This is a genomic window from Paraburkholderia sp. C35, from assembly GCF_003121405.1.
GTDB lineage: Bacteria > Pseudomonadota > Gammaproteobacteria > Burkholderiales > Burkholderiaceae > Paraburkholderia.
The window spans coordinates 43,833-67,107 of record NZ_QBUY01000002.1 but is presented as its reverse complement, the minus strand read 5'-3'; the positions used below and the strand labels follow the sequence as shown (position 1 = coordinate 67,107).

At 60.9% G+C, this 23,275-nt stretch carries 24 protein-coding genes; 17 read left to right on the top strand and 7 right to left on the bottom strand.

Annotation, left to right across the window (positions count from 1 at the left end; genetic code table 11):
• Positions 1–150 precede the first annotated feature (150 nt).
• Positions 151–1,062, bottom strand: coding sequence for a LysR family transcriptional regulator (locus DK391_RS01545; RefSeq protein WP_109476219.1), 912 nt, complete (start codon positions 1,060–1,062; stop codon positions 151–153).
• A gap of 384 nt (positions 1,063–1,446) precedes the next feature.
• On the opposite strand from DK391_RS01545, the gene DK391_RS01540 reads away from it, so the two are divergent.
• From DK391_RS01540 to DK391_RS01530, 3 genes are all read left to right on the top strand, one after another.
• Positions 1,447–2,202, top strand: a complete 756-nt coding sequence (locus DK391_RS01540) for a PhnD/SsuA/transferrin family substrate-binding protein (RefSeq protein WP_109476218.1) — start codon at positions 1,447–1,449, stop codon at positions 2,200–2,202.
• Between the two features lie 62 nt (positions 2,203–2,264).
• The gene (locus DK391_RS01535; protein WP_109476217.1) at positions 2,265–3,158 is read left to right on the top strand and encodes a LysR family transcriptional regulator; all 894 of its coding nucleotides are present in this window, start codon (positions 2,265–2,267) and stop codon (positions 3,156–3,158) included.
• 248 nt (positions 3,159–3,406) lie between these two features.
• Positions 3,407–4,255: an oxidoreductase gene (locus DK391_RS01530; protein WP_109476376.1), complete on the top strand. Its 849-nt coding sequence runs from the start codon at positions 3,407–3,409 to the stop codon at positions 4,253–4,255.
• Between the two features lie 83 nt (positions 4,256–4,338).
• Here the strand turns inward: DK391_RS01530 and DK391_RS01525 are convergent, their stop codons facing one another.
• Positions 4,339–5,241, bottom strand: a complete 903-nt coding sequence (locus tag DK391_RS01525; RefSeq protein WP_109476375.1) for a LysR family transcriptional regulator — start codon at positions 5,239–5,241, stop codon at positions 4,339–4,341.
• A gap of 124 nt (positions 5,242–5,365) precedes the next feature.
• On the opposite strand from DK391_RS01525, the gene DK391_RS01520 reads away from it, so the two are divergent.
• Positions 5,366–6,043: a type 1 glutamine amidotransferase domain-containing protein gene (locus DK391_RS01520; protein ID WP_109476216.1), complete on the top strand. Its 678-nt coding sequence runs from the start codon at positions 5,366–5,368 to the stop codon at positions 6,041–6,043.
• Positions 6,043–6,399 carry a putative quinol monooxygenase gene (locus DK391_RS01515; RefSeq protein ID WP_109476215.1) on the top strand — a complete coding sequence of 119 codons (357 nt, stop codon included), beginning with the start codon at positions 6,043–6,045 and terminating at the stop codon, positions 6,397–6,399. The genes DK391_RS01520 and DK391_RS01515 overlap by 1 nt, the downstream gene beginning before the upstream one ends.
• Before the next feature lie 20 nt (positions 6,400–6,419).
• Here DK391_RS01515 and DK391_RS01510 read toward each other — a convergent pair whose 3' ends face one another.
• Complete coding sequence (locus tag DK391_RS01510; protein WP_109476214.1) at positions 6,420–7,766, bottom strand: MFS transporter; 1,347 nt, start codon at positions 7,764–7,766, stop codon at positions 6,420–6,422.
• A gap of 65 nt (positions 7,767–7,831) precedes the next feature.
• Positions 7,832–8,749: a 5-dehydro-4-deoxyglucarate dehydratase gene (gene kdgD / locus DK391_RS01505; RefSeq protein WP_109476374.1), complete on the bottom strand. Its 918-nt coding sequence runs from the start codon at positions 8,747–8,749 to the stop codon at positions 7,832–7,834.
• A gap of 209 nt (positions 8,750–8,958) precedes the next feature.
• Between kdgD and garD the strand changes: the two genes are divergently transcribed.
• Positions 8,959–10,545, top strand: coding sequence for a galactarate dehydratase (gene garD / locus DK391_RS01500; protein WP_109476213.1), 1,587 nt, complete (start codon positions 8,959–8,961; stop codon positions 10,543–10,545).
• 153 nt (positions 10,546–10,698) lie between these two features.
• On the opposite strand, the gene DK391_RS01495 is transcribed toward garD, so the two are convergent.
• Positions 10,699–10,983, bottom strand: a complete 285-nt coding sequence (locus tag DK391_RS01495; protein WP_109476212.1) for a hypothetical protein — start codon at positions 10,981–10,983, stop codon at positions 10,699–10,701.
• A gap of 184 nt (positions 10,984–11,167) precedes the next feature.
• Between DK391_RS01495 and DK391_RS01490 the strand changes: the two genes are divergently transcribed.
• The 3 genes from DK391_RS01490 to DK391_RS01480 all read left to right on the top strand — a co-directional run bounded on the left by DK391_RS01490 (position 11,168) and on the right by DK391_RS01480 (position 14,237).
• Positions 11,168–11,872 (top strand): GntR family transcriptional regulator, encoded by a 705-nt coding sequence (locus DK391_RS01490; protein ID WP_109476211.1) that lies wholly within the window; start codon positions 11,168–11,170, stop codon positions 11,870–11,872.
• A 72-nt stretch (positions 11,873–11,944) separates the two neighbouring features.
• Positions 11,945–13,333, top strand: a complete 1,389-nt coding sequence (locus DK391_RS01485; RefSeq protein WP_109476210.1) for an MFS transporter — start codon at positions 11,945–11,947, stop codon at positions 13,331–13,333.
• Positions 13,334–13,358: 25 nt separating this feature from the next.
• Entirely contained in the window at positions 13,359–14,237 is an 879-nt protein-coding gene (locus tag DK391_RS01480) for an isocitrate lyase/PEP mutase family protein (protein WP_109476209.1), read from the top strand.
• Between the two features lie 16 nt (positions 14,238–14,253).
• Here the strand turns inward: DK391_RS01480 and DK391_RS01475 are convergent, their stop codons facing one another.
• Positions 14,254–14,949, bottom strand: coding sequence for a GntR family transcriptional regulator (locus DK391_RS01475; protein WP_239482667.1), 696 nt, complete (start codon positions 14,947–14,949; stop codon positions 14,254–14,256).
• A gap of 128 nt (positions 14,950–15,077) precedes the next feature.
• Complete coding sequence (locus DK391_RS01470) at positions 15,078–15,866, bottom strand: glutaredoxin domain-containing protein (RefSeq protein ID WP_109476208.1); 789 nt, start codon at positions 15,864–15,866, stop codon at positions 15,078–15,080.
• A gap of 168 nt (positions 15,867–16,034) precedes the next feature.
• On the opposite strand from DK391_RS01470, the gene DK391_RS01465 reads away from it, so the two are divergent.
• The 8 genes from DK391_RS01465 (at position 16,035) to leuD (ending at position 23,267) form a co-directional block, all read left to right on the top strand.
• The gene (locus DK391_RS01465; RefSeq protein WP_109476207.1) at positions 16,035–16,922 is read left to right on the top strand and encodes a LysR family transcriptional regulator; all 888 of its coding nucleotides are present in this window, start codon (positions 16,035–16,037) and stop codon (positions 16,920–16,922) included.
• A gap of 51 nt (positions 16,923–16,973) precedes the next feature.
• Positions 16,974–17,639 carry a GntR family transcriptional regulator gene (locus tag DK391_RS01460; RefSeq protein ID WP_239482666.1) on the top strand — a complete coding sequence of 222 codons (666 nt, stop codon included), beginning with the start codon at positions 16,974–16,976 and terminating at the stop codon, positions 17,637–17,639.
• A 246-nt stretch (positions 17,640–17,885) separates the two neighbouring features.
• Positions 17,886–18,836, top strand: a complete 951-nt coding sequence (locus tag DK391_RS01455) for an ABC transporter substrate-binding protein (RefSeq protein WP_109476205.1) — start codon at positions 17,886–17,888, stop codon at positions 18,834–18,836.
• A 7-nt stretch (positions 18,837–18,843) separates the two neighbouring features.
• Positions 18,844–19,704 (top strand): ABC transporter ATP-binding protein, encoded by an 861-nt coding sequence (locus DK391_RS01450; protein WP_109476204.1) that lies wholly within the window; start codon positions 18,844–18,846, stop codon positions 19,702–19,704.
• Positions 19,701–20,459, top strand: coding sequence for an ABC transporter permease subunit (locus DK391_RS01445; RefSeq protein WP_109476203.1), 759 nt, complete (start codon positions 19,701–19,703; stop codon positions 20,457–20,459). The genes DK391_RS01450 and DK391_RS01445 overlap by 4 nt, the downstream gene beginning before the upstream one ends.
• Positions 20,456–21,238 carry an ABC transporter permease gene (locus DK391_RS01440; protein WP_109476202.1) on the top strand — a complete coding sequence of 261 codons (783 nt, stop codon included), beginning with the start codon at positions 20,456–20,458 and terminating at the stop codon, positions 21,236–21,238. The genes DK391_RS01445 and DK391_RS01440 overlap by 4 nt, the downstream gene beginning before the upstream one ends.
• Positions 21,238–22,644, top strand: coding sequence for a 3-isopropylmalate dehydratase large subunit (gene leuC, locus DK391_RS01435; protein ID WP_109476201.1), 1,407 nt, complete (start codon positions 21,238–21,240; stop codon positions 22,642–22,644). The genes DK391_RS01440 and leuC overlap by 1 nt, the downstream gene beginning before the upstream one ends.
• Entirely contained in the window at positions 22,644–23,267 is a 624-nt protein-coding gene (gene leuD, locus DK391_RS01430; RefSeq protein ID WP_109476200.1) for a 3-isopropylmalate dehydratase small subunit, read from the top strand. Before leuC ends, leuD begins: the two co-directional genes overlap by 1 nt.
• The last annotated feature ends 8 nt before the right edge of the window (positions 23,268–23,275 follow it).

The window sequence follows — 23,275 nt, the reverse complement described above, 5'->3', positions numbered from 1 at the left end:
GTGTGCGAGCGCCACCGGACCTCGAAAAGGGCGATGGCGTCGATCGGTACTTGAGAAGAACTGTCCGGCGCAGGCGCTTCGGTACTTGCATGCTAAGGAGCACGCCAGGCCCTGTATAGAAGCGATTGATGAGCCTGCCATCGCGGATCGTTATGGCAGCGCGGTGGGGGCCGTGGCTGGATCCGGTGCGAGAAGAAAATCGAAGAAGAGACGTGCGACGGGAGACAGGGCATCGCGGCGGCGCACGCCGACCACCAGTTCACGGGTGGCCCACGGCTCGTCCAGCTTCAACGAACGCGTGCCCGGTAGCCGATAAAGTTCCGCGTTGCCCGATGGCAGTATGCCGATGCCCATGCCGACCTGGACCATCCGGCACAAGGCGTCATACGACGACACTTCAACCTTGGCGCGCAAGGTTTTGCCTGCCGCGCTCGCTGCTGTCAGCATCTGGAAATGCAGGTGCGTGCCGGGCCGAAGCACGACATGCTCGTAAGCGAGCGTTTCCGCGTATCCCACTCGCCGGCGATTGGCGAGCGGGTGATCGGCTGGCACGAGAACCTTGAGTTCATCGGTACGAAACGGATGGACTTCGATTTCCGCACTATGCGGCAAGCGTGTAAATACACCGATCTCCGCGACGTTTTCCGCGACGCTCTCGGTAATCGCGAGGCTGTCGCGTTCAAGCAGGGAAATGTTGATGTCGGGATAGCGCTCGCTGAACGACTTGACGATCGGCGGCATGAAGGTGGAAATGGCCGAGATGTTCACGAGCACGCGCACCGATCCGCGAAGACCGTCGGAATAGGCCTTCATTTGCAGCACGATGTTGCGCATGTCGTCCAGCACATCACGCGCGAGCACCGATAGTCTTGCACCCGCAGCGGTCGGGCTGATGCCTTTGTTCGTGCGCGTGAGCAACGGTGTGCCGAACAGGTCTTCAAGCTCCTTGAGCCGCTTGCTTACGGCGGGCGCGGCAATGTGTTCCTGTTCCGCCGCGCTCGCAATCGTGCCTTCTTCGACTACGCGCACAAACAGCTTGAGCGAGATGGGATCGAGCTTCATGCGGTCATCTCCACCCGTGCTCGACTGGCCGATGACCTGCGTTCTGCGTGCTAAGTGGTTGCATGTCTTCCGATTGGCGTGTCGATCGATGAAGACGCCCTTGCATCTCCGGCTTCCTCGGGCTGTGCGCGTGAATGCAAAACGCTAGTGTGCCGCAAGGTATCGATTTTTGCTGGTCGTCTGCCAGTCGGTGCAGTGCGGCCAGACAGGCCGTGGGTTCTGACAAACCGCACGTCTTTCTCGCCATACCTGCGGTATCGATCAGCATAGGATGACAGGTTCCGGATCGAAGTAAAGAAGAAGCCGTGCCGGTCGAATCGGCGTGTAGCCCGGTATCCGGGTTACCTGTTCGTCTCCTGTCTCCACATAGCGAAGGTGGCACTCATGGCAACGCAGGCTCTGACGTTTCTTCTGAACAAGAACCTTGATTTCCCCATCACCGATGAACCCTGGACAAGCCTTCTCTCCGCGGCAGGCATGAGCGCCGAGGCAACGACGGACATTCCGAAGATGAACCAGTTGCTCGCGGAGGGTGTTCCGGATATGGCGTATGTTCCGGGTGCGGGTTTCTGCGTGATGATGCGAAAGGGCATTTCACACTATCGCGGTCTGGTCATCGCAACCTCGAAGTTCTCCGGCCAACCCGCTCAGCGCACGCTCCTCGTGGTTCGCCATGACGATCAGGCGAGTTGCCTCGATGATCTGGAAGGATCGACATATGGATACCTGAACAGATCGTGTTCTTCCAGCTTTTTCCCGCCTGCAATCATGCTGCATGAAAAAGGAAAGAAGCTCGAGACGTTCTTCACACTCAAGCAGGTTCCAGGATGGCAGGATCGGGTGGATGCGGTTATTGCGCAGTCCATTCGTGCAACGATGATTCTGGAAGACGTATGGAAAATGACGCCCGAGAATGCTCAGACGACGAAAGTGATCGGCGAATATCACACTTGTGTACCGGCAGTTCTGATCGTGCGCAAGGATCTTCGCTCAGATGTCGTGACGACCTTTCAGGAACATCTGTTGAGCTACAGGCCGGATTGGAAAAACGTCTACGGAGCATTTCGTCCGTTCTATTTCGCCGACATCCAGACCTTTTACCATCAGCTTTGCCAGTTGCCTGATGATGAAGTTTCATGAAAGATGGCACGTGAATGGCAATACGCGACCATTCATTGCATTCTCCTTTCTGATCATTTTCAATGAACGGTGCCGATCTGTCAGCGCTCTCACTCTTCGCGCGTATTGCCGAAGAGCAGAGCTTCAGTGCCGCCGCACAGGCACTGGGTATTTCCAATTCCTCTGCAAGTTATACGATCCGGCAGCTGGAACAGCAGCTGGGTGCAAAACTCTTCAACCGGACCACGCGCAGCGTGAGCCTCACGGAGGCTGGCCACGCATTTCTCACCAGAATCCAGCCATTGCTGGAGCAACTCGATCTCGCTTTCAACGAAGTGGGCCGTGCGTCGAGTGAAACGATGGGAACGCTCCGGCTGAACATGCTGCGCTCGGCGGTTCCGCTGGTTGTTGCACCCGTTCTAAAGGAGTTCCTGAATACGTATCCGGACATCAAGATCGACGTGATATCCGACAACAGTCTGGTCGATATCGCCAGCAAGGGTTACGACGCAGGTATCCGTTACGACAACGTGATGGCGCAGGATATGGTCGCGATACCGATCGTCACAGATATGCGCTTTTGCATCGTTGCATCACCCGGCTATCTGCACGGCAAGACGATGCCTCAGCATCCGCGCGATCTGCTCAGGCATGACTGCATCAACTATCAAAGTGCCGAAACGAAGGCGCTATATCGATGGGAGTTCAAGAAGGGGGACGAGCAGATCAGCATTGCGGTCACGGGGCGAGTCGCGACCAACGACAACGATCTCCTCTTGCAGGCCGCTCTGGACGGCTTTGGATTCGGTTATCTGCAGCACCGTCTGGTAGAGCCTTATCTCGAGAGCGGTAGTCTTGTGAACGTGCTGGATGAATGGGTTCCGCGCGGTGCGCTCTATCTTTACTACTACAACCCGACTCGCTTGCCGCGCAAACTGCGTGTGTTTATCGATTTCGTGCGAGAGCGTTTGAGATAGCCGGCCGATTTTCAACGGGTCAATGCAGGCTGCTCATTATGCAAATTCTTTGCATACGGTATTCGAATCACTCGCCTTTTTAACCAGAAGGTGAATTCCTATACTGAGTCAACGCGATGCCGTACCGCACTTTCATGGACGGCGTCGATCGGATAGCCGGTCGGAAAGGCCCACTCCGCGCAGACGGAGAACAGGGCCGAACGCCGGAGACAGTGAGCAATGCAATCGCAATTTTTCAGGAATACATCATGTCATCATCGAATACGCCCGTCTGGTTCATTACCGGTTGCTCGACGGGCCTTGGCCGTGCGCTCGCGACATTGATCGTCGAGCGGGGCTGGCGAGCCGTTGTGACCGCACGCGACGTGTCCAGCATCGCCGATATCGTCAGCGGCGCGGAAGACCGCGCTGTGGCACTCGCGCTCGACGTCACGAATCAGTCGGAGATCGAAGCGGCTGTCGCGACAGCGCGTGAGAAGTTTGGACGGATCGACGTACTCGTGAACAATGCCGGCTACGGCTATCAAAGTACTGCCGAAGAGGGCGTCGAAGCCGAGATCCGGGCCCAGTTCGACGCGAACGTGTTTGGTCTGTTCGCGATGACGCGTGCCGTGCTGCCCGTCATGCGTGCGCAGCGCAGCGGCAACATCATCAATATCAGTTCCGTTGCCGGGCTGATCGGCTATCCGGGTTCGGGCTACTACGCCGCTTCCAAACATGCGGTGGAAGGGTGGTCGGACGCGCTGCGCGCAGAACTGGCGCCGTTGGGCATTGGCGTGACGTGTGTCGAACCGGGACCGTTCCGCACCGATTGGGCAGGCCGGTCGCTGCGCCAGACGTTGACGCAGATCGAGGACTACGCCGAGACAGCGGGCAAGCGCCATACTGGAACGAAGCAGACGAGCGGCACGCAGCCTGGCGATCCCGTTCGAGCCGGTGAGGCGATGATCGCCATTGCGCGTAACGCCGATGCGCCGCGTCATCTGGTGTTGGGCGCATGGGGCTTCAATGCGGTGGTCGATTATCTGAAGAAGCTCACGACGGATATCGAAGGTCAGCGTGAGTTGAGCCTTTCCGCGGACTTCGACAGCGAGTAACGCATCGTTCTGATGCGGCGGCCGTCGCACGGTTGGTGACATTCAATCGTGCGGCAGCCGGACTGCTGCGGACATGACGCAATTCACGCGTTATCGCCGTGCGCAGTCTCCAGCAAAAAGTCTCGCAATAGTTTTGCGCTTGGCCCGATTCGCTTCGAATGGACCAGAAAGATATCCAGCGGCGCCGTCTCGGCTTCCGGCAGAACGCGCACGAGATCGCCGGATGCGATCAGCGACGCGGCGTCGTAGGCCGGCAATCTGGCAATGCCGTCGCCCGCGAGCACAAAAGCGAGTCTCGACGTCGCGCTGTCCGTCACGACATCGCCCTGCACGGGAATTTCGATGTCCTCTCCGCCCGAACGCACGACGGCAGTCTGCTGGCTGGGCGGGTAGATCACCCAGCGGTGCTGAGCCAGTTCCTCGATCGAGGCTGGTGCGCCATGCATGCGCAGATACGCAGGCGACGCGCACAGCATCGTGGCTTCGCGCAGCAGTGGGCGCGCGAGCAGCGACGAATCGGCAAGCGGACCGGCACGCACGGCCAGTTCGACCCCATGCTGCACGATATCGACATTGGTATCCGACATCGCGACGTGGAGGCGGACCGCCGGGTATCGCCGCCGGAATTCCACCAGTGCAGGCAAGATCCACCGCGCGCCGAAGTGATGCGAACAGGTCAGTCTCACCTCGCCGCGCGGTTCGTCGCGCAGCAGCGCCATGCTGCGAAGACCGTCGACGGCTTCGTCGACCATGCGTTCGCAATGCACGCGGAACGCCTGCCCTGCGGGCGTGAGGCTGAAACTGCGCGTGCTTCGTTGTGCGAGCGGCACGCCTACGCTGGCTTCGAGCAGACGAATGTGGTGGCTCACCACGGCCCGCGTCAGCCCCAGCGAGCGGGCCGCAGCCGCGAAACTGCCGCAGCGCACGACGGCCGCGAAAATCGCCATGCCGCGCAGTTCGTCGAGAATCGAGCTTGTCGTATCCATCCGCTGATTGTCCAATTTTTTGAGCCAATGCGTCAACATGGCGATGGCTACTCGCGTGCGATGAGACGCCTTAAAGTTCATTCAATCGCCGCAAACGCGGCACTGAAAACCAAAGGAGCTCATCATGACTGTCAAGCACGCACTGTTTATTTTGACAAACGCCGCCGAGATTGGTCCGAATAAGCGCGCCACGGGCTATTACTACCCGGAAGTCGCGCATCCCTTTGAAGTGCTCGACGCCGCGGGCATTGCGGTCGAATTCGCGTCGCCCCAAGGCGGCAACCCGCCGTTCGACGGCTACGACGGCGACGACGCCGTGCAGCGCACGTTCAGCGAAAGCGCCGCCGTCCGCCGGATGGCGCACAGCCGCAAGCTCTCGGAAGTCGACGTGCTCGACTACGATGCGATTTTCTTTCCGGGCGGCCTCGGTCCGATGGTGGATATCGCCAATGATCCTGACGTCAAGCGCGCGGTTCTGCGCGCTTGGAACGGCGGCAAGATCGTCGCTGCTGTGTGTCACGGTCCCGTCGCGTTGCTCGGCGTCAACCTCGACGACGGCACGCCACTCGTCAAGGGACGGCAACTGACTTCCTTCTCGAACGCCGAGGAGGAGGGCTATGCGAAAGCGGACGTGCCGTTCATGCTGGAAGACGCGCTGCGCGAAGCGGGCGCCCAGTACGCTTCGACGGACCCGTGGCAGGAGAAGGTCGTGGTCGATGGTCGTCTGATCACCGGGCAGAATCCGGCGTCGGGCAGTGCGGTCGGTGAGGCTATCGTCGCCGCTCTCCAGGAGATCCGCTGATGGACGGGGCCGGGGAGATTGTCGTGGTCGCGCGCTGGCAGGTCGCAGAAGGGCGCGTGACGGAGGTGCTCGGGCTGGGCGAGGCGCTGCGGGAAGCGTCGCTGGCCGAGCCGGGATGCCTCGGTTATGAGGTGTTCCGTAGCGCCGACAGTTCCGATGGGCTGCTTCTGTTGGAGCGGTATCGCGACAGCACGGCGATCGAAGCGCACCGCAACTCGCCTCACTATCAGCGAGTTGTGGTCGAACAGATCATTCCGATGCTGGCGGCGAGGCAGGTTGAATTGCTGCGGGCGGGACATGCGGGCGCTGCGGGACGTTGCCGCAGCGCCGCAGATATGGCTCGTGCGCCGGAGTGATGCCGATGATCAGCGCCCACCTACGACGCGCTCAATTCAACGCGCCGAATATCCCTGACGATCACGAGATAACTCACGATAGTGATCAGCGCGTTGATACCGACGAACACGAGCGCGCCATTGAACGATCCCGTTTGTGCAACCAGATAGCCAATCACGATAGGCGTGACGATGCCCGCCATGTTGCCGAACATGTTGAAGATCGAGCCGGAAAGACCGATCGCTTCCTTCGGCGACGTATCCGCGACGACAGCCCAGCCCAGTGCGCCGATTCCTTTGCCGAAGAACGCCAGCGACATCAGCGCGACCACCAGCCAGTCCTGGTCGACGTAGTTGCATCCGATGATGCAGACGGACAGCAGCATGCCGCCGACAATCGGCACCTTCCGGGCGATGGTCAGCGAATGACCGTGCCGGATCATCGCGTCAGAAAGGACACCGCCGAGCACGCCGCCCAGAAAGCCGCAGATCGCGGGCAGCGATGCCACCAGACCGGCTTGCAGAATGGTCATGCCGCGAGCCTGCACGAGGTAGATCGGAAACCACGTGAGGAAGAAATACGTGAGCACGTTGATGCAGAACTGCGCAAGGTAGACGCCGAGCAGCATCCGGTTGGTCAGCAGTCGTCGCATGACAGACCACTGCGTCTGGCCACTACGCGAAACCGGCGCCGCGCGGTGCCCGTGAATCAAACCGCCACCCTGTTCGATATGTTCGAGCTCTGACTGATTGACGCGAGGATGGCTGGCGGGATTCTTCATCACCTTCAGCCATGTCAACGCCAGCAGGCATCCCGCGACACCCATCCCGATATACACATGATGCCAGCCGAAGGCATGTGTGAGCCACGCCATCAACGGGGTGAAAATGACGGCTGCGAAATACTGCGCGGAGTTGAAGATCGCCGATGCCGTGCCGCGTTCCTTCGTCGGAAACCAGCTGGCAACCACTTTGGCGTTGGCGGGAAAAGCGGGCGCTTCGGCTGCGCCCATCATGAAACGCAAGACGAACAACGCCGTGACAGCCGCCGCGCCGCTGCCCAGCACGCCGATGGTACTTTGCAGCAACGTGAACAGCGACCACAGAAAGATACTCGCCGCATACACGCGACGCGCCCCGAAGCGGTCGAGCAGCCATCCCGCCGGCACTTGCGAAAGCACGTAAGCCCAGCTGAACGCGGAAAAGATGTAGCCCATCCGGATCGCGTCGAAGCCGAACTCCGCGCGCATTGCCGAGCCGGTGACGGACAGCGTTGCCCGGTCCGCGTAATTGAACGTGGTGATCGCAAAGATCAGCAGCAGGATCACGTAGCGAACGCGCGTGGGTGCCGCGACGTCCGCCGGGTTCGCAGTACGGCTTATCGCCATGATGTCTCCTCGTGAATGCAATGCGCGAGGGCGCTGGCTGCCTCGCGTGTCTCCTCCGCGAACGCTTATTGCGCGCCGAGCTTGCGGATCAATGCATCGAGTTGCGCGTGCTCTTCTTCCGTCAGGTCGGTCAGCGGCGCGCGCACGGGACCGGCATCGCGGCCAACCAGTTTGGCGCCTGCTTTCACGATGCTCACCGCGTAACCCGCACGACGGTTGCGGATGGCCAGATACGGCAGGAAGAATTCGTCGAGCAGACGGTTGGTGGTGGCGTGATCGTTCGCGGCGATCGCGCGATAGAACTGCATGGCCGTTTTCGGAATGAAGTTGAATACGGCCGACGAATACACGGGCACGCCCAGCGCCTTGTACGCTGCGGCGTAGACCTCTGCCGTCGGCAAGCCGCCGAGATAGGAGAAGCGCTCGCCGAGACGGCGGCGAATCGACACCATGCTTTCGATGTCGCCCACGCCGTCCTTGAAGCCGATCAGGTTCGGGCACTTGTCCGCGAGCTGTTCCAGCGTCTCGGCGTTCAGCCTGGAATTGGCGCGGTTGTAGATGATCACGCCCATGTCGGGAACCGACTTGCAGACCTGTTCGGCGTGCAGGGCGATGCCTTGCTGAGATGCTTCGGTGAGGTAGTGCGGCATCAGCAGGATGCCATTCGCGCCCTTGCGCTGCGCTTCCTGCGCAAACGCGATAGCCGTGCGGGTCGGTCCACCCGCACCGGCAAGAATCGGCACCTTGCCCTTGCAGACTTCCGTCGCGGTATGCACGACGTTTGAGTACTCGCTGTGCGTGAGCGAAAAGAACTCGCCCGTGCCGCCCGCAACGAACAATGCCGATGCGCCGTACGGTGCCAGCCATTCGAGACGTTGTGCGTAGGTGTCGGCGCGGAAATCGCCGTTCGCGTCGAAGTCGGTGACGGGGAAGGAAAGCAGGCCTTCGGAAACGATCTGCTTGAGTTCTTGCGGTGTCGTCATGATCTTGTTTGTCCAGAATGAGTTGTTAGACATGTATGTCTGAATTCGTGAAGAGATCGTACAACTGACCACAGGCCGAATCAAACAAAATCCACAATTTTGCTAGGTTTTAAGGGTTTACACGTAACCGTACGGGCAGGTTTCGTTGTACGATGACGTCTAAAGTTGTTTGACGAAATACTGGCATCAAGTCATCCGAGCTGAAGGCAATGAAACAGTCACCGCTTTATATTCGCGTGCACCCCGACGACAACGTCGCGATCGTCGTCAATGACGGTGGCCTCGACACAGGCGCCGTTTTTTCTGACGGGCTGACCTTGTGCGAGCGCGTGCCGCAGGGACACAAGGTCGCGCTTCAGGATCTGGCTGAGGGCGACGCTGTCGTGCGTTACAACGTCGTCATTGGTTACGCGCTCAAGGCGCTTCCGAAGGGCAGTTGGGTGAACGAGCACGTCATCCGTATGCCGACGCCGCCGGCGCTGGACGATCTGCCCATTGCGACGATCAAGGCGCCCGACATGCCGCCGCTCGATGGCTTTACCTTCGAGGGCTATCGCAACGCGGATGGTTCGGTCGGCACGCGCAACATCCTCGCCATCACGACGACCGTGCAGTGCGTCGCCGATGTGGTCCAGCATGCAGTGACACGGATCAAGGCCGAACTGTTGCCGAAATATCCGAACGTGGACGATGTCGTGAGTCTCGGACACACGTACGGTTGCGGTGTCGCGATCGACGCGCCCGACGCAATGGTGCCGATCCGCACGGTGCGCAACATCAGCCTGAATCCGAACTTCGGCGGCGAGGTCATGATGGTCAGTCTCGGTTGCGAGAAACTGCAGCCCGAACGCCTCATGCCGCCTGGTACGATTCCGATCTCGACGGTGACGGACGACGTCGCGGACATCGGCGACCTCTCGGCGGAGTCAGGCAATGGCGACGTCGTCACCTTGCAGGACGAATCGCATGTCGGCTTCCAGTCGATGATCGACTCGATCATGAAGATGGCCGAAGGTCATCTGAAGCGGCTCGACAACCGGCGTCGCGAGACCTGTCCGGCATCTGATCTCGTGATCGGCGTTCAATGCGGCGGCAGCGACGCGTTTTCCGGTCTCACGGCCAACCCGGCCGTGGGTTTTGCAACGGACCTGCTGGTTCGCGCGGGCGCGACCGTGATGTTCTCGGAAGTGACGGAAGTGCGGGACGGCGTCGGGCAACTCACGGGTCGCGCGGCCAATGCCGATGTGGCGGCGGCCAGCATCCGCGAGATGGCGTGGTACGACAGTTATCTCAAGCGAGGCGGCGCGGACCGCAGTGCCAACACGACGCCTGGCAACAAGAAAGGCGGCCTGTCGAATATCGTCGAAAAGGCGATGGGATCGATTATCAAGTCGGGCAACTCGCCGATCTCCGGCGTGCTCTCGCCTGGCGAGAAGGCAACGCAAAAAGGCTTGATCTACGCGGCGACACCGGCGAGCGATTTCATTTGCGGCACGCTGCAGGTGGCAGCGGGCATCAACCTGCACGTGTTCACGACGGGCCGCGGCACGCCGTATAGCCTCGCGGAAGTGCCCGTTATCAAGGTGGCCACACGCTCGGATCTGGCGCGCCGCTGGTTCGATCTGATGGACATCAACGCCGGCACGATCGCGACGGGCGACGCAACGATCGAAGACGTGGGCTGGGAACTGTTCCGCCTGATGCTGGAAGTTGCGAGTGGACGGAAGCAGACCTGCGCTGAAGCGCTCAAACTGCACAACGCACTGGTGCTTTTCAATCCCGCGCCGGTGACCTGATTGCCTGTGGGCCTCGACGGCCCGAATCATTCACGCGATGTCAAAAGGCGACGGAAGCCCGTCGCCTTTCGAGTCTTTGGGCCACGTGCTCTCCTGCGCCATGACCCAGGCATGGCTTCATTCGGAGTGGCCGCGCCCTAAACCGGCTGCGACTCAGTGTGTCCGTGCAATGCCGCCGCTGGTTCGCCCGGCGTGCGTGGCGAGAATCCCCCGGAGCGTTGCCAGCGCTTGCTCTCCTGTCGCCGTCGGAGCCGGGCGGCTCGGCTCCGCAAAGCGAGGCGGCCGCACGCCGATCTGCCGGCACACCGATGACAGAAATGGCTTGCCTCCCGCACACCGTTTGGCGGCGGCTGCGATCGTCGCGTCGCCGACATGCTTGCGCAGCCACTCAAGCGTTTGACGATCTTGCTCGTTGTACACCCTGACCAGATGCTCCATGACGGCTCCAGTGCTGTATGTAAACACAGTACTGTGAATATATACAGTATCTCGCCGCGTAGCAACTGGTTCCTCTGGAAATCGCCAAGGCCCCACGGGGGCGACAAGGTCCAGGGAAATCCCCACATCTCAAATCGCCCACATTGCATACAATAAATTCGTCAAACGGCCAATTTGGACGGAAATGGCAGTGTCAGAGGCAATATTGCATACAACGCTGCCCGAAGCGTCACGCTCCGGCGACGACGTCTATCTGGCGATCAAGGACGCGCTGGCGACCGGCCGCTACAGCGCCGGGCAATATCTGCGCGAAGAACAACTGGCGAAAAGCCTTGGCGTAAGCCGTACGCCCGTGCGCGAGGCATTGCGTCGACTCGATGCAGAAGGCTGGGTCGAGACGCGGCCGAATTACGGCGTGCGCGTCAAGGCGTGGACCCTGCAGGACGTTCGCGAGATTTTCGAAGCGCGCCTCCTGATCGAGCCTTATCTCGCCTCACGCGCCGCATTGCACATCACGGCATCCGACATCGAACGGCTCAAGGCGCTTGCCACTGCGATGCTCGACATCACGCAGGAGCCGTCCACCACATCGTCCAGCGAAGCATGGTTCGCGGCCAACGGCGAGTTTCACGCGATCGTGACGGCCGCCGCAAACAACGCGCGTCTGGATCGCTCGCTCAGATCGATGAAGGAAACGCCACTCATCAAGTGGACCTTCGATACTTACGAGGACGACGATCGCGTGCGCAGCGCGCGTCAACACGTCGAGATCGTCTCGGCGCTCGAACAACGCAATGCCGCGTGGGTGGAAGCCATCATGCGCTGCCACATCCTCGCTGCCGAGAAAGCAGTGATCGACCGCTACAACAGGGAAAGTCCGAACAGCTGAAAGAGAGCCGGTTATCGAACGCGCGTGGCGCGTTGACACATATTGCCGCTACGACGGCAAAGGAGACACGACGTGCTGAGTACAGTGACCGCGGGTCCGCGCCTCGACCGCTTGCCGATTTCCGGCTTCCACAAACGCGTGCTCTGGCTGATCGGCGCGGGCATGTTTCTCGATTCGTTCGACATCTACCTCGCGGGCAGTGTGCTCGGCGCGCTGGCGAAAAGCGGCTGGTCGACGCTGCTACTCAATGCGGCGTTTCTCTCATCGACCTTTATCGGCATGTTGCTCGGCGCGTTCACGGCGGGCGTGCTCGGCGACGCGAAAGGACGCAAGTTCACCTATCAGTTCAATCTTGCCGTGTTCGGACTGGCGTCGATCGCGGGAGCATTCGCGCCGTCGATGACATGGCTCATCGTGTGCCGCTTTTTCATGGGATTGGGGCTAGGTGCGGAGATCGTGGTCGGCTATGGATCGATTGGTGAATTCATGCCGCCTGCCGTGCGCGGCAAGTGGTCTGCGTATCTCTCGCTGATCACGAATTCGGCGCTGTTCTTTTCGAGCCTGCTGGGTTATCTGATCATTCCGACGATAGGCTGGCGCGCGATGTTCGCCATCGTCGGTATCGGCGCAATGGTCGTGTGGGTCATTCGCAAACGCACGCCTGAGTCGCCACGCTGGCTCGAATCGAAAGGCCGCTACGCGGAAGCCGAAGCGATATTGCGTGCAGCCGAAGAAGAATCGTCGCGCGATGGCACCTTGCCGCCTGTCGTGGAAACGCCGCGTACCACCGCGTCCCGCACCACGATTCTCGATCTCTTCGTGCCGCCGCAACTGAGGCGAACCTTCGTGTCGATTGTCGTGCAGATTGCTGTGAACATGGTGATCTACGGGTTCATCGTCTGGGTGCCGACGTTCCTGATCAAACAGGGTCTCGGCATGGCGTCATCGCTCGGCTACAGCACGCTGATGTCGCTCGGTGGACCGGCGGGTGCGCTTATCGGCGTGCTCATCGCGGATCGCGTGGGGCGCAAGAACGGATTGCTCGCGGTTGCCGCGCTTGCGGCACTGATCGGCTGGTTGTACGGGCATTCGACCAGCGTCGAGATGGCAACGCTGCTGGGCTTTTGCCTCTTCACGCTCACCTATCTGATGGTCGCGCTCGGCGTCGCGACGTATATCCCCGAACTGTTCGCGACCGAGAACCGTATGCGCGCCAACGGCATCGCCGGATGCGCCGGCCGCGTGACGGGGATTCTCGCGCCGCAGCTCGTTGTCGCGATGTATGCAGTGGGCGGCATCAAGGACGTGCTGTCGATGATCGCCGGCACGTGCGCGGTGCTCGTCGGCGTGCTTGCGTTGTTCGGCATCGAAACCAATCGCCGTTCGCTCGAAGACATCGCGCCCGAAACCAGCGATGCGTTCGCCGCCGCGTCATCGCTTTCGCAGGAATCGCACCGTTGACCATCTCACCGTTACAGGACACGCCATGAGCATTGCACACCACGATAAACGCAAGACACTGAAGGCACGCTTCGCGCGCAAGGAGATCGTGACCGCGCCGGGCATCTTCGACATGATCTCCGCAAAAATGGCGGATTCGATGGGCTTCGAGTGTCTGTACATGACAGGCTTCGGGACGGTGGCGTCGTATCTAGGCCTGCCGGATGCGGGCCTTGCAACCTACACGGACATGGTCAATCGCGTGGCGGCGTTTTGCAGCGGCACGAACACGCCGATCATCTGCGACGCCGATACGGGTTATGGCGGTCTGCTGAACGTCGCGCATACCGTGCGCGGCTACGAACACGCGGGTGCAGCGGGCATTCAACTCGAAGACCAGGAGTTTCCGAAGAAGTGCGGACACACGCCCGGACGCCGCGTGATTCCGCTCGACGATATGGTCGCGAAGATCAAGGTTGCCGTCGAGAGCCGGAGCGACAGCAACTTTCAGATCATCGCGCGCACGGACGCACGCACGTCGCTCGGCCTTGATGAAGCGCTGCGGCGTGGCGAAGCGTATGCGAAAGCGGGCGCAGACGTGCTGTTCATCGAATCGCCCGAGAGTGTCGATGAACTGGAGAAGATCGGGCGCACCTTCGACATGCCGCTGCTCGTGAATGTGGTGGAAGGCGGGCGCACGCCGCAAGTGCCGCCGGCGCAATTGCAGGAGTTCGGGTTTTCGCTGGCGATCTATCCGGCTTCGGGATTTCTGTCGGTCGCGAAGGCACTCAAAGGCGTGTACGGCGAGATTCTTGCGGGCGCCGGAACGCAGCATGCCACCGGCAACATGTTCCCGTTTTCCGACATGTGCGAGTTGATGGGCTTCCCGGAAGTGTGGGCATTCGATCGCGCGCACGCTGGCTGAGCGCTGAGAGGCACAGTCACACGTCGAGAATGCGGAAGCGCCGCAAGGCTTCAATCTGACTGTCCAGATTGGCCGCGCGGTGCTGCCGGCACAGCGTCTCGGCTGTCGCGCCGTCGCCGCTTCGCAAAGCGTCGATGATGTCGCGCAGCGTTTGCGCTTGCGAGTCGGGGATGGCAATGAGTTTCAGCGTGAGTTCACGAACGCGCCGCACCTGACCGACGCATTCACTCACTACCTGCACAAGGCGCGGATTGCCGCTCAACGTAACGAGATGCAGATAGAACGATTCGCAGGCCGCGGCCCACGCTTCCCGATCGTCCTTATCGAAGGCGCGTTCCATGTCGGAGCATGATCTTTCAAGCGGCTTGAGTTCTCTTGCGCCCGGCTTGCGTGCTGCAACCACCAACGCGGCTGTCGCCTCAAGGCTGGTCTGCACCTGAAATACCTCTTCGAGATCGGCCAGCGACACGTTGCGCACGCGTACGCCGTGTCGCGGCACGATCTGCACCAGATGTTCGCTTTGCAAACGGATCAGCGCCTCGCGCACGGGCGTGCGGCTCACGCCGAACATCTGCACGAGTTCCTGTTCGAGCATCTGCGTGCCGGGCCGCAACGCATTGCTCAAGATCATTTCACGGATCTTCTGGTAAACCGCTTCGGTCGATTTCTCGCGAGGCCGGGTGATCGCGTCGGCGGTAGGGGCGTGTGCCATGCTGGGCATTCCAGAGACTTGACCGTCTGGGTAGGAACGCCTTCATTATATGAGAATGCAAACGCCGTATCGCTCAATGTATACGTTAGCGGGTTCAGATTCGTCAGTTTTAAGCCACCTGCACGCGCTTACCTGTCCCAGACTTCTTCGGGCAAGGGCAGGCCTGCGAGGTCTTCCCGCGTCAAAGGCCGATCCACGGGCACGCCATCGCTTTCGAGCATCAGCATGACTTGCCGCGTATGTTGCGCGCTATGCCACGCGGTGCGTTCGAGCACTTCATGCATCGAGCGGCGGCCGTAGTAGGTCGGTACATCGTAGGAAAGGGAAGGGTCGCCTTGCCTGCTTTCCTTGTCCCACCACGCGAGCAGTTTCTCCCGCACGCTTTCGCCCCATTGCGCGATGTCCTCCGCCTGCCAGTCGTCGGACGGCGTCTCGTCGAAGCCTTCGAAGCGCAGTTCGATCTGATGCGCGGCCTGCACGCCCATTTCGGCCACGCGAAACACATGGAACGTCAGCCCTGCAGGCGTGCGATTGCGATCGCGAAAGGGCTGACGAAAATAGTCCGTGCCGAACTGCCGTGTGTAGCGTGCATTGGCTTCGAGCACGTGCGCCAGCTTCCTGACGAGTTCTTCCGGCGGCAACGGCGGCGTCGGCGCGGTCTTCAGATCGAGAAAACGGATGACGTCGTTGATCGACTGGCACAGCGTGTATTTCTGGCCCAGCGCGACGACGGGCACGCTGCGCGCACCTAACGCCGTCAGCGCGGCGAGTCCTTCAGGGTCGTTGTGGACATCGATCGATTCGAATTCGATGCCCTGGCGCGTCAGGAATTCCTTGGTGCGCAGACATGAGGAACAACCGGGTTGCCAGAAAACCCGGATACGTGTCGCGGTTTGCGTGGGTGCGTGAACGTCCATGTCTCGCTCCTTTTATGGTCGATTCATTGTGGAAGCCGCGCGACGCAAGGGAAAGCACTCATTCATCATGCCGCCATCGCAGTTAACGATGACAAGGCAGATCACGAAGCGGGTCAGTACACTGTCGGCTCGCGCCATGCTTTAGCACTCATCCCAGCCCATACGCGCATGCCATCACTCGATCCGCTCTCGCTGAAACTGTTCCTCGCGGTTGCCGAAGCCGGCACCATTGCCGCTGCAGCAGAGAGCGAGCACATTGCGGCGGCGGCGGTGAGCAGACGTATCAGCGAGCTTGAAGCGTACGTCGGCGTCGAGCTTTTGCGTCGCACCAATAAGGGCGTCGTGCCGACGGAAGCGGGCAAACGGCTTGCGGCGCTGGCGCATCGTGCGTTGCATCAATTCGACGATATCGCAATCCAGATGCGTGACTTCGCGGCGGGTACGAGCGGCATCGTGCGAGTGGCCGCCAACATCTCGTCGATCGTGCAGTTTCTGCCGCGCGATATTCAGGCGTTTGCGGCGAGCCATCCTCACGTGCGTATCGAACTCGACGAAAAGCCGAGCGCGCAAGTCGTGCGCGCAGTGGCCGAGAACGCTGCGGATATCGGTGTCTTTACTTCGCTGCCGCATGGCTACGCAATCCAGACGCTGCCTTATCACACCGACAATCTCGTTCTCGTCACGCCGCGCGATCACGCGTTGTCGCAGCGGCAATCCATCGCATTCGCCGACGCACTCGATCACGAATTCGTCGCCTTGCCCGCCGATACGGCGATCAGCCAATGCCTCACGCGGGCCGCCAACGAACTCGGGCGCGCGGTGCGGGTGCGCATCCAGGTGACGGGTTACGACGCGCAATGCCTGATGATCGAAGCGAACCTCGGCCTCGGCGTGATGCCGCTTGCCGTCGCGCAACAACACGCGCGCTCAGCCGAATTGAATATAGTCGCGCTGACGAATGCGTGGGCCGGGCGCGAACTGCTGATCGGCGTGCGCTCGCTCGATGCCTTGCCCGAAGCGTGCAGAAAACTCGTGGCACATCTTGTCGATGAATGAAGCGGTGCTACCATCGGCGCAAAACGCATGACGCAGCCAGGAGCCTCCATCATGAGCACGAAGGCCAACACCACCGAACTCGCTTACCGCGAACTGCGCCGCAGAATCATCGAGAGCGAGCTGACGCCCGGCTCACATTTTCTGGAGCAGGAGCTTGGTTTGATGCTCGGCTTTTCGCGCACGCCGATCCGCGAAGCCGCTATCCGGCTGCAAGGTGAAGGTCTCGTGCAGATCGTGCCGCGTCATGGCATTCGCATCGTGCCCACGTCGATCTCCGACATCAGGAACATCTATCAGGTATTGATCAGTCTCGAGTCGACGGCGGCGGGCCTCGTAGCCTCGCGCGCTGACATCGATCTCGCGCCACTTACGCAGGCGTGCGACAACATGAGCGCCGCCTTCGAGCGCGGCGACATGCTCACCTGGGCCGCCGAAGACGAAGTCTTCCACGAAACGCTCGTCGCACTGAGCGGCAACGCGCGGCTTGCGCGCGTCGTCATGAATTGCCGCGATCAGGTGCATCGCGTGCGACGCTTTACGCAGATGGTCAAGGCGCACCCGCAACCGCTCGAATCGATCGACGAGCATCGCGCGATCATCGACGCGATGCGCTGCGGCGACGCAGCGAAAGCCAGCGATTTGTACCGCGCGCACCGCGAACGCGGGTGGCGCGACCAGACTGATGTGCTGCAGCAATACGGCATCCAGCAAGCCTGAATTTCCGCCATACACGGGTAAGTACGCACTTCAAAGGCTTGGACTTCGCGCGAATTAATGCATACATTAACTTACACGGTTAATCGATGTTGCTTGCGGTGTCGATGTGCCGTGTCGGTTTGAAAGCGCTAAAGAAGAAGGTCCAAAACACAGTGCGGCCGCATGCGCCCTGCACGATGCGAGACCGCCGCTCCTGGAGACGCCCTCATGTCTGGCATACGGAGATTCGCACGCAGTGTCGTTCTGATGTCCTTCGCCGCAACGCTCGCTTGCGGCACGGGCGCGCGTGCCGCGCCACTCACCGTTACGCACTGGGGAGACGGCATGTACGGCGTGCCGTTCGCCGTTGCACTCGACAAGGGCTTCTTCAAGGAAGCAGGCGTAGACGTGACCGGCTTCATCACATCGGAAGGCGGCGGCACGACGGTGCGCAATGCGATGGCTTCAGAGATTCCTTATGGTGAAGTCGCCTTGCCTGCCGCGATTTCCGCGGTCAAGCAGGGCGTCGATCTGACGATTGTGCATGGCGGCGTACAGAGTCTCGCCGACCTCGTGTGGGTCGAACAGAAGAACGGCACGATCACCAACATCCAGCAGATGAAAGGCAAGACCATCGGCTACAGCAGCCCGAAATCGACCACCGATACGATCGTGACCATCGCGCTCGATCGTGCGGGGCTCACGGGTCAGGTGCAACGCAAACCCGTGGGCAGTTCGAGCGGCATGCTGACTTCGCTACAGCAGGGCGCAGTGGATGTGGCTTATATGACCGAGCCTTCGTTCAGCGAGAAGAAAGATCAGTTGCGCATTGCGTTCCGTTCATCGGACATCGTGCCGAATGAAACGCAGACGGTCGGCATCGTGCGCACGGATTACCTGAAGGCGCATCCCGATGTGATCAAGGGCATCATTAACGCGCGACGCAAGGCGGTGCAATATATCGCCGCGCATCGCGAAGAATCCGCGCAGATACTCGCGAAGCAGTACAAGATGGATCCTGCCGTGGCCGCGTCGGCCATCAATAACGTGCTCAATGCCGATCCGAAGTACTGGAGCGAAGGCAGCTTCGACCGCAAGAGCATGGATGAAGTGCTCAAGGGCCTGATACTCGTCAAGGCCATTCCCGACGGCCCGTTTGACTGGTCGAAGATCGTCGACCAGTCGTTGCTTCCGGCCGATCTTCAAACGAAGAAGTGAGGCCGCGATGAGCGTGTTGCCCCGTCGTCCCAGCATCTCCGTCGTATCGCGGGATAGCGCGCTGCCGGATGCGCCTCGCGTGCAGGCGCGTCTGAAGGATGTCACCCGCATCTATCCTGGCAGCGCGGACAAGCCGCCGTTTCACGCGCTCGGGCCGGTCAGTCTGGAGCTGAAAGCGGGCGAGTTCTTCTCCGTGGTGGGGCCTTCGGGCTGCGGCAAATCGACCTTGCTGGATGTGCTCGCGGGACTGAATCCCGCGAGCGGCGGCACGGTGGAATTCGAAGGGCGTCCCGTCGGGCGTGAAGTGCCCGATGGTGTCGCTGTCGTGTTTCAGGAGGACGCGAGCTTTCCCTGGCTCAACGTTTTCGACAACGCAGCGTTCGCCGCGCGCCGCGCCGGGGTGCAGGAGAACGAAGTGCGCGAGCGCGTGGATCATGCGCTGTCGTTCATGGGACTCAAAGCGTTCGCGCGCGCTTATCCGGCGCAGTTGTCGGGCGGCATGCGTCAGCGCGTCTGTATTGCGCGTGCGATGGTCGTGCGTCCGCGTCTGATGCTGCTCGACGAGCCGTTCGGCGCGCTCGATCAGCAGACACGTCTGCTGATGGGCGACGAGACGCTGAAACTCTGGCGCGATACAGGCGCAACGGTATTGCTCATCACGCACTCGATCGACGAAGCGGTGCTGCTGTCCGATCGCATTGGCGTCATGTCCGCGTGTCCAGGGCGATTCATCGAAACCATCGAAACAGGCTGGTCGCGTCTGCGCGACAGCAAGATCGCGCTCGATCCGCGTTTCGGCGAATTGACCGCGCAAGTGTGGGGCCTGTTGCGCGACGAAGCACTGAAAGCGCTCGGGAGCCAGTCATGAATGTCGCCGCGCGCTGGCGCATCGGGCTGGTGTTGGCGCTCATCGTGTTGCTCGAAATCGCGACGCGGCTCTCGTGGATCAACCCGGTGTCGTTCATTCCGCCATCGAGCATGGCAATGAGCGCATGGACCATTCTCACGTCGGGACAATACACCATCGATATCGTGCAGACGCTCAGCAGTGCGCTGGTTGCCGTGGTACTGGCAGTCGTGGTGGGTTTTATCGGCGGCGTGCTGCTGTTCAAGCTGCCGCGTGTGCGGCGTGTGCTCGATCCGCTTCTGCTGTCGTATTACGCGGTGCCTGTTTTCGTGCTGTATCCGATTCTGATCGTCATCTTCGGATTGAATCGCTGGCCGTTGATCGGCATCGGCTTTCTGTTCGCAGTCGTGGCGATGGCGGTCAACACGCTGAACGGACTCGAACGCGTGCCGCGCGTGATGTTGCGCACGGCGCGCGTCTGCCGGATGAGCGCATTCGATGAAATCCGCCTGATCACCTTGCCCGCCAGTCTTCCCTTTGTGTTCACGGGCATCAAGCTCACAGTCGTCTACGCGTTCATTGCAGTGGGGGCGGGCGAGTTCGTGCTGTCGGGCTCTGGCTTTGGATACCAGATCGCGTTTGCCTATAACGCCTTCGACAATCCGACCATGTACGGCCTGATGCTGTTGATGCTCGTGTTCATCGGTACCTTGAATGCGATGCTGCGCATGGCAGAAAGACGCCTTTACCGGCGCATCAGAAGGGAGGCGGCATGAGCACAGTTATCGCGGTGCATACAGCGAGGCCGCGTCACACGCGGCGCTGGATGGATTCGCTGGTGTTGATCATCGTGCTGGCCGCGCTGTGGCAAGGTCTGAGCGAGCTGCTCGGACCCAACGTGCTCACCACGCCCGTCGCCACGATACGGCGTGCCATTCATATCGTCAGCGACCCAGACTTTCCGACGAGTCTTTATGTGACATCGCTCGCATTCGCCTCGGCGTTCGTGATCTCTGCTGTCGTGGGCGTATGTCTTGGCCTGGTGCTCGGTGTGCGCAGAATGGCGGGCGAAGTGATGGAGCCGCTGATGATGGGCTTCTACTCGATACCCAAGGTCACGCTCTATCCCGTCGTGCTGCTCGCGTGCGGCCTCGGCTTGTGGGCGAAGATCGTGTTCGGCGTGATGCACGGCATCGTCCCGATCACGCTGTTCACGATGAATGCAGTTCGCAACATGCCGCCCATTTATGGCCGCGCAGCGCGTACGTACCGTATGCGGCCAGTCGAATTCGCGCGACACGTTCTGCTGCCCGCGTGTGTGCCGGAAGTGGTCGCGGGCCTGCGCATCGGCTTTTCGCTCACGCTGCTCGGCACGCTGATCGGCGAGATGTTTGCATCGCAGAGCGGCATTGGGCGCTTGCTGATGATCGCGATGAATCGCAACGAAACCAGCATGATCATGGCGATTGCCTTGATGCTGTTCGTGTTCGCAACGCTCGTCAATCTGCTGTTTCTTGCGTGGCTGCGGCATCTCACGCATGGCGGAGAACGGTGATGACAACGCTATTCGACAAGCTGTGGGACAGCCACACGATTGCCCATCTCGCGGATGGCGTCGATCTGCTTCAGGTCGACCGGCATCTGATGCACGAACTCACGGGCGTGGAAGCCGTGCGCGTGCTCGAGCGGCGCGGCTTGAATGTCGACAGTCCGGCGCTCACGTTTGCCACGCTCGATCACGTCATCTCGACGGCACCAGGACGTCGCGCTGGCGATGCCGCGTGGAGCACCGCGATGGTCGATACGATGCGCTCGCAGATGTCGCAGCTTTCCATACCGATCTTCGATCTGGGCAGCGAAGGGCAGCAGGGCATTGTCCATGTGATCGGGCCGGAACTGGGGCTGTCGTTGCCGGGCACGTCGATTGTGTGCGCGGATAGCCACACCTGCACGCATGGCGCGATGGGCGCGCTCGCTTTCGGCATCGGCTCGACGGAAGTCGTGCATGTACTGGCGACGCAAACGATTCGCCAGAAGCGGCCGAAGACGATGCGCGTTCGCTTCAATGGCCGCGTGCGCGAGGGCGTCACGGCGAAGGACATGATCCTGTATCTGATCGGCAGGATCGGCGCGGCGGGCGGCACGGGCTTCGCGGTGGAATACGCGGGCGAAGCAGTCGAAGCGCTGTCGATGGAAGGGCGCTTGACGCTGTGCAATCTCAGCATCGAACTGGGCGCGAAGTTCGGCCTCGTCGCACCGGATGACGTCACCTTCGCTTACTTGCGCGACAAACCATATGCACCGAAAGGCGCCGCATTCGACGAGGCAGTTGCCGACTGGAAAGCGCTCGCTTCGGATCCGCACGCGCGTTTCGATGTCGAGGTGGACATCGTTGCATCCGATATTCGCGTGCAGGTGACGTGGGGCACCAGTCCTGAGCATGTGATCGCGCTCGATGAAGCGATTCCCGACCCTGCGATGTTCGGCGACGAGTCGCGTCGCAACGCCGCGCAGAACGCGATCGATTACATGGGTGTGCGCGCGGGACAACACTTGAGCGAACTGGCCGTGGACCGCGTGTTCATCGGCTCGTGCACGAACAGCCGTATCGAGGATTTGCGCGCAGCGGCGCGTGTTGTCGATGGGCAGCATGTTGCGCGCAACGTGAAGGCGTGGGTCGTGCCTGGATCGCTGACGGTCGCGCGCCAGGCCCATGAAGAAGGACTCGACGACATCTTTCGCGCCGCGGGCTTCGAATGGCGCGAGCCGGGCTGCTCGATGTGCGTCGGTGCAAACGGCGATGTGGTTGGGCGCGGCGAGCGGTGCGTGTCGACGTCGAATCGCAATTTCATCGGCAGGCAAGGGCCGGGCGCGCGTACGCATCTGGCGAGTCCTGCTGTCGCAGCGGCGAGTGCGCTGGCTGGACACATCGCCGCGCCGCACGATGCAGGAGCCGCATGATGAAAGCCGTCACGCTCATTGAAGGCCCGGCGGCGCCCTTGCTGCGCGATAACGTCGATACCGATCTCATCATCCGTATCGAGCGCATTTCGCAACTCGTGCGAGGCCAGCTTGGGCCATATCTGTTCGAAACGCTGCGCTATAAAGGCGATGGACCGCAAAGCGGCGAGCGCGATGATTTCATCCTTAACCGGCCAGCGCTCCGTCATGCATGCACGGTTCTCGGCGGCAAGAATTTCGGCTGCGGAAGCTCGCGTGAGATGGCCGTGTGGGCACTGGAAGAAGCGGGCATTCGCTGCGTGATCGCGCCTTCGTTCGGCGACATCTTCTACAACAACTGTTTGCAAAACGGCTTGCTGCCTTTGCGCCTCGACGCTGATCACATCGCCCAGATCGCAGCCGCTGCGAGCGACGGCGCGAGCGTGGCAGTCGATTTGCGGACGCGTGAGATTCGCGCGCCAGGACTTGCAACGATCACCTTCGATTTCGACGACGCGCAGCGCGAGGTGTTGCTGGCGGGTCTCGACGACATCGATCAGACACTGCGCCTGCGTGAAGCTATCGACCGCTTTCGCGCGACTGACCGCATGGCACGCTCCTGGGCGTACCTCGAGCGCATCTGACGCCGAAC

Excerpts from the sequence above, each read along its gene's own strand:
- DK391_RS01545 (WP_109476219.1), bottom strand. The coding sequence starts at position 1,062 with ATGAAGCTCGATCCCATCTCGCTCAAGCTGTTTGTGCGCGTAGTCGAA.
- DK391_RS01540 (WP_109476218.1), top strand. The coding sequence starts at position 1,447 with ATGGCAACGCAGGCTCTGACGTTTCTTCTGAACAAGAACCTTGATTTC.
- DK391_RS01535 (WP_109476217.1), top strand. The coding sequence starts at position 2,265 with ATGAACGGTGCCGATCTGTCAGCGCTCTCACTCTTCGCGCGTATTGCC.
- DK391_RS01530 (WP_109476376.1), top strand. The coding sequence starts at position 3,407 with ATGTCATCATCGAATACGCCCGTCTGGTTCATTACCGGTTGCTCGACG.
- DK391_RS01525 (WP_109476375.1), bottom strand. The coding sequence starts at position 5,241 with ATGGATACGACAAGCTCGATTCTCGACGAACTGCGCGGCATGGCGATT.
- DK391_RS01520 (WP_109476216.1), top strand. The coding sequence starts at position 5,366 with ATGACTGTCAAGCACGCACTGTTTATTTTGACAAACGCCGCCGAGATT.
- DK391_RS01515 (WP_109476215.1), top strand. The coding sequence starts at position 6,043 with ATGGACGGGGCCGGGGAGATTGTCGTGGTCGCGCGCTGGCAGGTCGCA.
- DK391_RS01510 (WP_109476214.1), bottom strand. The coding sequence starts at position 7,766 with ATGGCGATAAGCCGTACTGCGAACCCGGCGGACGTCGCGGCACCCACG.
- kdgD (WP_109476374.1), bottom strand. The coding sequence starts at position 8,749 with ATGACGACACCGCAAGAACTCAAGCAGATCGTTTCCGAAGGCCTGCTT.
- garD (WP_109476213.1), top strand. The coding sequence starts at position 8,959 with ATGAAACAGTCACCGCTTTATATTCGCGTGCACCCCGACGACAACGTC.
- DK391_RS01495 (WP_109476212.1), bottom strand. The coding sequence starts at position 10,983 with ATGGAGCATCTGGTCAGGGTGTACAACGAGCAAGATCGTCAAACGCTT.
- DK391_RS01490 (WP_109476211.1), top strand. The coding sequence starts at position 11,168 with ATGGCAGTGTCAGAGGCAATATTGCATACAACGCTGCCCGAAGCGTCA.
- DK391_RS01480 (WP_109476209.1), top strand. The coding sequence starts at position 13,359 with ATGAGCATTGCACACCACGATAAACGCAAGACACTGAAGGCACGCTTC.
- DK391_RS01475 (WP_239482667.1), bottom strand. The coding sequence starts at position 14,949 with ATGGCACACGCCCCTACCGCCGACGCGATCACCCGGCCTCGCGAGAAA.
- DK391_RS01470 (WP_109476208.1), bottom strand. The coding sequence starts at position 15,866 with ATGGACGTTCACGCACCCACGCAAACCGCGACACGTATCCGGGTTTTC.
- DK391_RS01465 (WP_109476207.1), top strand. The coding sequence starts at position 16,035 with ATGCCATCACTCGATCCGCTCTCGCTGAAACTGTTCCTCGCGGTTGCC.
- DK391_RS01460 (WP_239482666.1), top strand. The coding sequence starts at position 16,974 with ATGAGCACGAAGGCCAACACCACCGAACTCGCTTACCGCGAACTGCGC.
- DK391_RS01455 (WP_109476205.1), top strand. The coding sequence starts at position 17,886 with ATGTCCTTCGCCGCAACGCTCGCTTGCGGCACGGGCGCGCGTGCCGCG.
- DK391_RS01450 (WP_109476204.1), top strand. The coding sequence starts at position 18,844 with ATGAGCGTGTTGCCCCGTCGTCCCAGCATCTCCGTCGTATCGCGGGAT.
- DK391_RS01445 (WP_109476203.1), top strand. The coding sequence starts at position 19,701 with ATGAATGTCGCCGCGCGCTGGCGCATCGGGCTGGTGTTGGCGCTCATC.
- DK391_RS01440 (WP_109476202.1), top strand. The coding sequence starts at position 20,456 with ATGAGCACAGTTATCGCGGTGCATACAGCGAGGCCGCGTCACACGCGG.
- leuC (WP_109476201.1), top strand. The coding sequence starts at position 21,238 with ATGACAACGCTATTCGACAAGCTGTGGGACAGCCACACGATTGCCCAT.
- leuD (WP_109476200.1), top strand. The coding sequence starts at position 22,644 with ATGAAAGCCGTCACGCTCATTGAAGGCCCGGCGGCGCCCTTGCTGCGC.